The organism is Acinetobacter sp. Ver3, from assembly GCF_000632455.1.
Classification (GTDB): domain Bacteria; phylum Pseudomonadota; class Gammaproteobacteria; order Pseudomonadales; family Moraxellaceae; genus Acinetobacter.
The window spans coordinates 1-10741 of record NZ_JFYL01000081.1 but is presented as its reverse complement, the minus strand read 5'-3'; the positions used below and the strand labels follow the sequence as shown (position 1 = coordinate 10741).

Annotated in this window: 9 protein-coding genes; 3 read left to right on the top strand and 6 right to left on the bottom strand. The window is 36.9% G+C overall.

The window, feature by feature from the left end:
- The first annotated feature begins 79 nt into the window (after window positions 1-79).
- Window positions 80-1396, top strand: coding sequence for a flavin monoamine oxidase family protein (locus tag CL42_RS14320; RefSeq protein WP_035270055.1), 1317 nt, complete (start codon window positions 80-82; stop codon window positions 1394-1396).
- A gap of 60 nt (window positions 1397-1456) precedes the next feature.
- Here the strand turns inward: CL42_RS14320 and CL42_RS14315 are convergent, their stop codons facing one another.
- Complete coding sequence (locus tag CL42_RS14315; protein ID WP_035270050.1) at window positions 1457-3079, bottom strand: long-chain-fatty-acid--CoA ligase; 1623 nt, start codon at window positions 3077-3079, stop codon at window positions 1457-1459.
- 113 nt (window positions 3080-3192) lie between these two features.
- Window positions 3193-4548: a flavin-containing monooxygenase gene (locus CL42_RS14310; protein ID WP_212771606.1), complete on the bottom strand. Its 1356-nt coding sequence runs from the start codon at window positions 4546-4548 to the stop codon at window positions 3193-3195.
- Between the two features lie 104 nt (window positions 4549-4652).
- On the opposite strand from CL42_RS14310, the gene CL42_RS14305 reads away from it, so the two are divergent.
- The gene (locus CL42_RS14305) at window positions 4653-5270 is read left to right on the top strand and encodes a TetR/AcrR family transcriptional regulator (protein WP_035270045.1); all 618 of its coding nucleotides are present in this window, start codon (window positions 4653-4655) and stop codon (window positions 5268-5270) included.
- 4 nt (window positions 5271-5274) lie between these two features.
- Here CL42_RS14305 and CL42_RS14300 read toward each other — a convergent pair whose 3' ends face one another.
- Window positions 5275-6147 (bottom strand): alpha/beta hydrolase, encoded by an 873-nt coding sequence (locus CL42_RS14300; protein ID WP_051586640.1) that lies wholly within the window; start codon window positions 6145-6147, stop codon window positions 5275-5277.
- A gap of 152 nt (window positions 6148-6299) precedes the next feature.
- On the opposite strand from CL42_RS14300, the gene CL42_RS14295 reads away from it, so the two are divergent.
- A complete protein-coding gene (locus CL42_RS14295; RefSeq protein WP_035270042.1) occupies window positions 6300-6968 on the top strand; it encodes a phosphatase PAP2 family protein in 669 nt (222 codons plus the stop codon).
- Between the two features lie 4 nt (window positions 6969-6972).
- Here the strand turns inward: CL42_RS14295 and CL42_RS14290 are convergent, their stop codons facing one another.
- The 3 genes from CL42_RS14290 to CL42_RS14280 are packed head-to-tail and all read right to left on the bottom strand — an operon-like array spanning window position 6973 to window position 10657.
- Window positions 6973-8286 (bottom strand): ATP-binding protein, encoded by a 1314-nt coding sequence (locus CL42_RS14290; RefSeq protein ID WP_035270034.1) that lies wholly within the window; start codon window positions 8284-8286, stop codon window positions 6973-6975.
- A gap of 15 nt (window positions 8287-8301) precedes the next feature.
- Window positions 8302-8982: a response regulator transcription factor gene (locus CL42_RS14285; RefSeq protein WP_035270031.1), complete on the bottom strand. Its 681-nt coding sequence runs from the start codon at window positions 8980-8982 to the stop codon at window positions 8302-8304.
- Between the two features lies 1 nt (window position 8983).
- The gene (locus CL42_RS14280) at window positions 8984-10657 is read right to left on the bottom strand and encodes a phosphoethanolamine transferase (RefSeq protein ID WP_035270028.1); all 1674 of its coding nucleotides are present in this window, start codon (window positions 10655-10657) and stop codon (window positions 8984-8986) included.
- Window positions 10658-10741 lie beyond the last annotated feature (84 nt).

Genomic DNA, 10741 nt, shown 5'->3' with positions numbered 1-10741 from the left:
AAATTTATTACATCACACGACTATTTTCACAATTTTGAACGCGATATCTTTAAGCGAATTTTTTCTAATAAAAAAATGAATGAACGACTTTAATCATCCTATTTATATTATCGGCGCTGGTGTTGCAGGATTAAGTTGTGCTCAGCATTTAAAATCAGCAGGATTTAATGTTGTTGTTTTAGAAGCACGTGATCGTATAGGTGGGAGAATACATACACAAAACATTGATGGTCATTGTTTTGACCTTGGTGCATCATGGATACATGGTATTGATAATAATCCGTTATGGAAAATTGCAGAGTCCAATCGGATAAGTACTCAAGTTTTTAATTATGATCAAGTGGATTATTTTCATGCCAATGGTCAGCCATTTACCGAACAAGAGAGCTTAGAATTTGAAAAATGCCTTCGTGATGTTCAGAAGGTTTTTCTAAATACATCAATAGAGCAGGATATCTCAGCTTTTGAGCAACTTGAGAATGTTTTAGGAACGATACGTTTTCAACTTCATTATTTTGATCGAGACGTCATCACACAAAAAATTAAGCAGTATTACTCAAGGCTTGCCCATGATCCTTTTGCGACTGATTTAGAGCAATTAGCCCATAATTTTATGGATTTTGAAGGCTACTTCTCAGGTGATGAAGTGATATTTCCAAAAGGTTATGAACAGATTGTTAAAGTTTTGGCTGCTGATTTAGAGATTCATACGAATGCAGATATTGTTGAAATCGTTCATGACTCTCATCAAGTGCAGATAAAAACAGCATGTGGACAGCATCACATAGGTTCTCAAGTTGTGGTGACTGTTCCACTCGGTATTTTAAAGCAAGATAAAATTAAGTTTGAGCCGCCTTTGCCTAGTGGATTAGTCCAATCGATTCAAAAGATGGGTTTTGGATCTTTCAATAAAATATTTATACAATTTTCAAAAGCTCTAGAATTTAATGGGAATGCACTTAAACACAATACGGCATTTTTTGGGGATGAGCGTGAGCTGTATAGTATTTTAGATTTTAGTCGTTTATATAATAAACCGACTTATCTACTTCTCGTTGGAGGTACAAAGTCAGAATGGGTTGATCAAGCAACGGATCAACAGGTGCATGAATATATCAAGAAAATATTGAAGATTTGCATTCAATCCAATGAAATTCAAAATATTATAATTACTCGCTGGGGGAGTGATCCGTTTAGTTTAGGTTCATTTAGTTTTCCAAAAGTCGGACACACTAAAGATGATGTAGAGATCTTCAAAAAGGAGCATCCAGCGCAAGTATATTTTGCAGGTGAACATTGTCATACCGATTATGCAGGTACTGTGCATGGTGCATATCTGTCAGGTCGTGATACTGCTAATTTAATTATTCGTAATGGCTCAAATATAAAGCTGTAACTGATGTACAGTTACAGCTTTATTTAGTTAGTATGAGTGAGTTGAGAAATTAACCTGAACTCACATTAATACATGTCCATATTCTTCGCGGAGTTTTCTTTTTAGCATTTTTCCAGTGCCGCTAAGCGGTATGGCATCGACAAAAATCACTTTATCTGGAGTTTGCCATTTAGCAATTTTATCAGCATAGTAATCCATGAGTTGTTGTTCAGTGATTTGGCTATCAGGATGTTTAACGGCGATTAAGACAGGTCTTTCATCCCATTTTGGATGTTGTGCTGCGATGACTGCAGCCATCGCAATTTCTGGGTGACCCATTGCGATATTTTCAAGCTCTACAGAAGAGATCCATTCTCCACCAGATTTAATCAAGTCTTTGGCACGATCACTAATATGCAGATAACCATCTGCATCTATGGATGCAATATCTCCAGTATCAAACCATCCATCACTGGTCAATGGTGAGTCGGACTGACCAAAGTATTTGTCAACAATCCAATGTCCTTTGATTTGTAAATTACCAATAGTCTCACCATCATGTGGAACAAGATCGGTTCCTCTTTCTTCAGACACTAAACGAATACTGACTCCAAATGGTGGGCGACCTTGGGAAAGACGTAGTTTTGCTTGTTGATCCTGAGAAAGTTGTTTATGTTTAGCTTTGAATTGATTGGCAGTGCCAAGTGGACTAGCTTCAGTCATCCCCCAAGCATGTATGGTTTCACAATCATATACATCACGGAATGTCGCTAACATGCTTGGTGGGCAAGCCGAGCCACCAATGACATTACGTTTTAAAGAGGTCAGTGAACTGTTCATTGCTTTTGCAGCGACCAATAAGCTTTGCCAAATGGTAGGAACACCAAGTGCAACAGTCACTTCATATTGATCAATGAGTTTAACTAGACTCTCACCATCAAGACCCGGCCCTGGTAATATAATTGAAGCACCTACCATCGCTGCGGCATAAGGTGTTCCCCACGCATGAACGTGAAACATCGGAACTACAGGTAAAATAATGTCTTTGGCTGACAGATTGAGTGAGTCAGGTAAGCTGGCCGCTAAACTGTGAAGAACAGTTGAGCGATGAGAATAGAGAGCACCTTTAGGATTGCCTGTTGTTCCAGAGGTATAACATAGTGAACTAGCAGTGGTTTCATCAAATTCAGGCCATGTATATTCTGCAGTTTGACCCGCAATTAAATCATCGTAGAACAAGACTTCGGGTAAGGCTTGACGAATCTTTTCATCAGGTGCATCTAAGCAGATGAAATGTTGCACCAGTGGAATATGTGCTTTTATTCCTGTAATCAAAGGTAGGAATGTTTTATCAAAAATAATCGCTTTATCTTGTGCATCATTAATAATGAAAATCAGTTGTTCTGGAAATAATCTTGGGTTAATGGTGTGACAGATTAAACCACTACCAGAAATAGCATACCAAGCCTCTAAATGACGATGATTGTTCCAAGCTAATGTTGCAATACAATCGCCGTGAATGAGTTTAAGTTCATTTAATGCCTTTGCACCACGTTTAGCATTATCCGATACATCGCCCCAATTGGTTTCGTAAAGTGAGCCATCGGTGTTTTTTGAAACGATCAGGGTGTCTTTATGAAATTCAGCAGCATGTTCTAGTAAACTGCTGATTAATAAAGGTTGAAACATCATACGTCCGTGCATGCAAAGCTCCTGCTATTGATCATTTAAGTTTTTATTTTGAGTTGATTGTATTTATGTAAGGTGAGTGCTCACGATTAACGTAACACTCACTGATGACCTAGAAATACACTAAATTATGCAGTCAGTAAAGAACCAACTAATTTACGGATTGAAACCAAAGGTTTACGCTCTGGAATGATGACACCAGCAGTTTTAAGGTCTGACACGAGTTCAGCGCGGAAGTCATTATAGTCAACCTCTGCTGCATGACGTTGACCGCCTTCAAAGTTGTAATGTGGATGATCTAACTCATGCTGAATCGCTTTTTTCATATCAGCAGGACGTTTATATTTTCCTAAGATTTCCTGACATGCCAAATTGGCTTGGTGATCTGAAATTGGCCAAATACAACCTAGTGGCTGGAATAAACCAATGAAATAAAGATTGTCATGTTCTGCATGCATCATTTTACGGTAAAGCGGTAATTTTTCAGCATGTTGGAAATCTATAAAATCTTTATCGAAGAAAGGGAAGACGGTCCAGAAACCAGTACAACAACAAATAATATCAAACTCTTGTTGAGTACCATCGACGAATTCTACAATTTTATCATTGAGACGCTTGATCGCTGGTTTTGGTTTGATTTTACCGTGACGCACATAGTCAATGAAGTCAGAGTTCGCCGTTGGATGTTGTGTCAGCATCGGTTTGTCATTTACAGGCAAGCCAAAATCTGCGTAATTTCCACTGAATGCTTTTACCAATTTGGTCAGAATTTTTTGGCGCATTTTGGGCGGAAGTTTTTCCATTGACTTGACGAGTATGTCTGCGGGATGTCCAAACATAAATTTTGGAACAAACCATTGTGGACTGCGCATCGATATATACACATCTTTTGAGACACGTGCTGATTCTACGGCAACATCACAGCCTGAATTACCTGCACCAATGACTAAAATTTTCTTTCCACGCCAGTCGTCATTTACACCTTTAAAATCATGTGAATGCATCCACTTGCCAGTAAATTCACCTTCATACTCAGGGTATTTCGGTTTCCAGTGATGACCATTTGCAACCATTAAATAGTCATATATTTTCTGTTGTTCTTTACCTTGATCATCGGTGTAATCCACCACCCATTTTTTATTTTCATTTTTATGAATATGGTGAATAGTGTGATGAAATTTAATCTTGTCATATACACCAAAATGTTTGGCATAATTTTCAAAATACTGCTGTAGATGATCGTGTCGTGGATAGTCAGGATAACTGTCTGGCATTGGATAATCTTCATATTCAGACATTGTACGCGAGCTAATAATGTGTGTATTCTCATAGACTGAAGAATGACCAGTTTTAGAATTAAACACCCAATTCCCACCGACTTTGTCATTTTTCTCGAAGATATCGTATGCAATACCATTTTGTTGACAATTTTTAGCAGCCGTAATTCCTGACGGACCTGCACCAATGATACAGACTGTGTTCATATTCATATCCTTGAATGATGTTCTTTTTATTCATAACCAACTATAGTTGGTTTTATGACTATAATCGATTTATTTTTAAACAGCAAGACAGGGGATTTGTTTAAATGCTTTTTGATGAAATTAAGCTTCCTGTACAAAAAAGAAGTAAAGCAAGGTTGGAACTTGTACTAGAAACAACAAAGAAAATATTAGAAGAACAAGGCATCAATCACTGTACTATTCCCGAAATTGCAGCACAGTCCGATCTTCCTAAGATTACGATTTATCAATACTTTCCAACAGTTAATCATTTGTTCAGCATATTGGTGAAACGTTATTTAGATGAACTGCAGGCCTATGTTTTGTTTAAAAATGAGTGCTATCAAACTTGGTCAACACGTGATATTTGTTTTGATCTAATTTCTAAGGTGGCTGAGTTCTACAATTCAAATCCTGCTGCAAGTATTTTGATTTTGGGTGGGCCAGTACATGTTGACGGTTTTAATTTACAGGAAATCGTCATTGAGAAGATTGCTCATGATTTACAAGCGGTATTTGAGCAGAAAGTACATCCGCTGAAATTGAATAGAAAAGAGGAAGCGGTGTATTTGGTTGAAATGGTTTTTGCATTAATGAAACACAGCTACTATCAGCATCAACAAGTCACTGATGACATTCTAAAAGAATGCCATTTCATCAGTGAATTTTACTTAAGCAGTAAGGGATATAACTACCAACTTTAAAAGTTTATTTTAGTTTTTCCAAAAAATGTTGATGCGCTGCGATGAGTTGATCAAAAACGGGCGAATGGAATAGATCGAAGTGACCGCAGACGAACTCACGATATTCACCTTGTTTTAGTTTTTGTGCGAGTTTACGTGTTGCTTTGATAGGAATAAGTGAATCTAGTTCCGCACCTGACACAAAAACAGGGCATTGAATTTTATGAACGATCATTGTTGGTCGGTATAAACCAATGGTTGCAACGATTCGAGCTGGTACAGCATTTTTCCAATGCATCCCGTCTGGGATCAGTCGATAATAGGCATCATAGCAATCTTCACCCGCCAAAATGGCAAACCGATCTTTTGCAACTACAGGCATGGTTTTGACTCTACCTATTTTTGCTAGGGCTAAATCTTGTAATGCAATCATGGTTGCAGGCAATAAATATTTTTTCGGATACAGTGTCAAGCTCGCTAAACCATCAACGTGTGGAAAATTAGAGATCACTGCTTTAAAGGTGTGTTCACTTGCTAATGTTAGAACATGCGCACCACTGAACGAATATCCCCATAAAATGATATTTTTTTTCGGGATGTAGAATTGGGTTTGAATATAGTCGATAACGACTTTCCAATCCTGAAGTTGACTATTTTTATCGACAAGATGCTGAACAGGACCACTGCTTAATCCAAAACCAGAATGATCAAATACACATACGTTATATCCCAATTCTGCATAAGCTTCAGCGAAAGAGTTTAAGCCACAGCTTTTTTCTCCACCTAAGCCATGAGCCATAATGATGAGACTAGAATCTTTTGTGATCGGCTCTGGCATATAAAAATCCGCTTGGATTTGATAATTGCCATTCGGAATAAGTAATTCTTGAGTTTGCATTGTGGTTATCCTTAACACTTTTTTATTTTTTAAACCCAACTCAGGTTGGTTTAAGCATATCGTTATGCAGTATAAAAGTCTATTTGATGTCAAATCGTTCAGAAAATTTTAAGCCTGATTAATTTAAATACATTTTTATTCGATGTATTCGTATGAGTTTTTTCTATCGCAAGCAATGTATCGCCTTAATCTTGAGCTATTTCATTTTGGTCAATCTATTTCCAGTACATGGTGCAGTCGACATGAAATTGATTCAATTAGGTTTAAATTCAAAAGGAGTGTTCTATTTAAAAGATGCATTTTGGATGCGTGTAATAGCACATGAATGGGTTAAATATGTACTAATCGCAATGTACTGCAGTATGCTGATATATGCAGTCATGGTTGCTCATCCCAAATCGAGAAATCAACGTTTGGAAACCTCTAAAAATTACATCACAATTTTTGCAGTTGCTCTAATTTCAATTATTTCAATAGCATTGTTCAAATCACAGTCGAACTTGATGTGTCCATGGGATGCAGCTCAACCTCAGGGAATGACAGTTGTCTGGAGTCTCAGTAGTAAAGTTGGGCATTGTTTTCCTGGAGGTCATGCTTCTGCAGGTTTTGCATTATTGAGTGGGTATTTTGTGTTCAGGAACAAAAAAACAAAATTAGCTCAATTTTACTTATTGAGTGCAATTCTCTTGGGAATGCTTATGGGATGGACCCAAATGCTTAGAGGTGCACATTTTTTGAGTCATAATCTTTGGACAGGTTGGTTGATTTGGATGTTCAATGTCGTAATATTTAGTCTAAAAGATAAGGTTAAATTAGCCTAAGCAATTAATGTAGTTTAATTTCCACTCTCACCAATAAACCACCTAATTGAGGGCTGCGATCAAAGATAAGATTGCCCCCCATACGTTCTACCGCTTTTTCAACAATTGATAAACCTAAGCCACTACCAATTTCTTGATGTTGCTCGACTCGATAAAATCTTTTTTTAATACGTTCATACAGATCTGCTGAAATTCCTGGGCCACTGTCCTCGACTTGAATGATAGCTATATCATTCTCTTGAAATGTCGAAACGTTAATGATGCCATTGGGGGGCGTGTATTTAATCGCATTCTCTATTAAATTGGTTAATATTGAATCTATAGCAGATGAGTAATTTATAATTTGAACGTGTTCGTAACGTTCCATACCTAAATCGATTTCTTTGGTTAAGGCTAAATGAATCAATTGTTCAATAGATTGATAAGCACGTTCATCTAAACGAATACTCACTTTTTTCTCGTTACTGGCATTTAATGAATCCTGTTGAGCGAGATTTAAAAGCTGTCCGACCAAATGCTGAGTTCGGTGTAAACCATTATTCATTTTGATTAACGATTCGTGATGGGGGAGCTCTTTGAGTAAAATTTTAGTTTGAAGATTTAATGCTGTAATTGGTGTTCTTAATTCGTGAGCGGCGTCTGCAATAAATTGTTTTTGTTCTTGTTGGGCATCAGAGATCCTTTGAAATAATTGATTGATCGCTTGAATGCTGGGTACTAGCTCAATAGGGTACTGTTGAGGGTCAATTACGGTCAGCTCATTTGGTTTACGTGTACTTAATTCGGATTTAAATTGCTCAAATGGAGCAAAATTTCTTCTAATTATAAAACCTAAGCCATAAATCGCGAAGGGCATAATGATTAAATAAGGTAAAAACATGTTGATTGCGAGCTCTATGGCTAAAGCTTGTCGAACAGAGTCTTGCTGGCTCACTTGAACTTGAACAGTTTTCAATGGAATCACATAGGTATGCCATTTACCATAATGATTAGTGTGATGATAAAAACCTGACTTAGCGACTGGCTCAACCAACTGTTTAAATTTTTCATGTAAATGTGATTGTTGGTCATAGGCCCAAACATCTACAAATAAATCTTCTTCATGGTACTGTTTTAAATGTGAAAATTTACTCTTTACAGGATCTGGATTAAATTTTGCAACGCGCTCTGCCAGATTTTTCAGCTGAGCATCAAGTATTTCATTTGTTTCTTCTAAAGCTGTTCTATAGGCTGAAAAAACCAATATACATCCCATTACCACACTAAAAATTGAGGTAAATACAACAAGTTGCTTTTGTAAAGAGTAGGGTTGCGTCATTTATCAATTCTTGTTTTATGGTGTAGGCTGACCTAGCCGATAACCTAATCCTCGCACATTACGTATAAAATTTTTACCTAATTTTGAGCGTATGCGATGAATATAGACTTCAATGGTATTACTGCTGATTTCATTTTCAATATCATACAGTTTTTCTTCAAGATTAGACTTCGAAAAAATCTTATTTGGATAAGTTAAGAGTGGAATTAATAAAGCCCACTCACGGTTTGAAAACTCAACCGTCTGATTTTCAAAACTCGCGATATGTTGTTCAAGATCTAACCTGAGTCCGCCAAATTCTAAAAATTTTTTTATCTGAGATGTATTTTGTTGAGATGTACGTCTGATTATGGCGTGAATACGCGCTAATAACTCCTCAAACTCGTATGGTTTTACTAGATAATCATCAGCACCTTGATTTAATCCATCTATACGGTGCTGAAGTTGATCTCTTGCTGAAATAATGAGTACAGGAATTGAAGGAAATAGTGAGCGAAGATGTTTGAGTACTTGCATTCCATCCATCATAGGTAATCCAAGATCGAGCAGCACTAAATCAAATGCTTGTTGATTTAATTGTTTTAAGCCATCGATGCCATTATTGACCCAGACTACTTCAAATGATTGATATTGGAGCAACTTTTGAGATGACTCTGCAATCATAAAGTCATCTTCAATCATCAGGATTTTATTCATATTAGGCTCTGTTCTGTAATTGAGGTTTGCATTGTTGGCTGAGGTCTAATGTGGGTTGTAATGTTGTAGTATGAATATTCAATAAACTTAGCATGGTGTGAAAGACATTGTCTTGGCTAAGTACATCATTTTTCTGAGATTCAATGCATCGTACAGTTGACGCTTGATGTTTTCGCCATGCTGTTGAAAACCACATGATCATCGGCACATGAGTTTGTTGTGATGGTGCAATTTGATAAGGCGCGCCGTGTAAATACATTCCATGTTCACCCGTGGATTCACCATGATCTGATAAATACCATAAAGCGGATTGAAATTGAGTTTGTTTGTTTAATAAATTGATTGTCGAAGCGAGAATATGGTCTGTATATACAATTGAATTATCATACGTATTGATCAGAGCTTGTTGACTACATCCCTGAATTGCGCTGGTGTTACAGGTCGGCTGAAAGGGTGTGTATTGATGAGTGGACCGTTTATAGTAAGCTGGGCCGTGACTTCCCATTTGATGGAGTACGATAAGTCTTGGCGTTTTATCATTTTTGGGAATGGCTTGAATATAGGCATTAAGGCTATCAATCAATATTTCATCTTTACATTCACCCTTAGAATCGCACCATTGCTTACGAATAGATTCGGGAATTTCATAACGCTCAACCCGATTACAAACCTCTTTGCATCCTGAATTGTTATTGATCCACGTGACTTTGTAGCCCGCACGTTGAATAATATCGAGTAAGTTCTCCCGTTGTCTTGCGACTTTTTCTGTATATGCTTGTCGAGTCATACCAGAAAATAAACAAGGTACGGACACCGCTGTTGCAGTACCACAGGAACTGACATTACGAAAATTGATTATATTTAATTTGCGTAATTCTGGATTTGTAGCTCGATCATATCCATTCAACTGAAAACTTTCTGCACGTGCTGTTTCTCCTATCACTAAAACCATCAATTTTGGAGTTTGATGGGTCGCCGTTTGAATAAATTGGTGTGCATCACGTCCGTAGGGGTGAATAGTCGTATTTTTGGGAGGTTGAAGATGTTTATAATAACTGAAGGATGCTGCAACGACATTTTGAGGGCTGATCATCCCTTTCAACTCTCTGTTTTCTCTAAAAATAGCAGCATAGTCAACATAATATAAATAAGCACAACCAAACACTAAAACTAAACTGATCGCACTGTATAACATTTTCCTGCAAAGAGTATGAGAAAACGTTGATTTTTTGATATTCACCCAATAAATAAAATAAAGAGGAACCAAAATAAAAAATACGACCCAAACAATTAATCTTATATTTATCAGATCAAATGCTTCAGTCGTATTGGTTTGCATCATATTTTGAATCTGATCAGCATTGATAATAATGCCTAAATTATTTACAAAATATGCGGACATACCGCCTATTACAATCCAAATACCTGCAAATATCTTTACGTTCGATCTCCAATGAATAAGATTGAAAATAAAAAAATAAGCGGCTGTGATTAAGACAGATGAACCTATTAAAAAAAGAATTGCTGGATAACCTTGATAAGGTGTGAGTGAAGTAAGTTGTTTGTAGAACGCAATATTTAAACCAATGCCAACCCATATTGAGAGTACTAAATTGAATAGTGGTAGGCTTATCGTTGGTTTTTTCCATTGCTGAATGATAGATGTGTAGCGCATACGATGAGTTCTAATATTTAACTACGCTGAGATTAGGTTTTATTTCTTAAAATTTACTGAATAAATGATTGAAGTCTAGGGCAT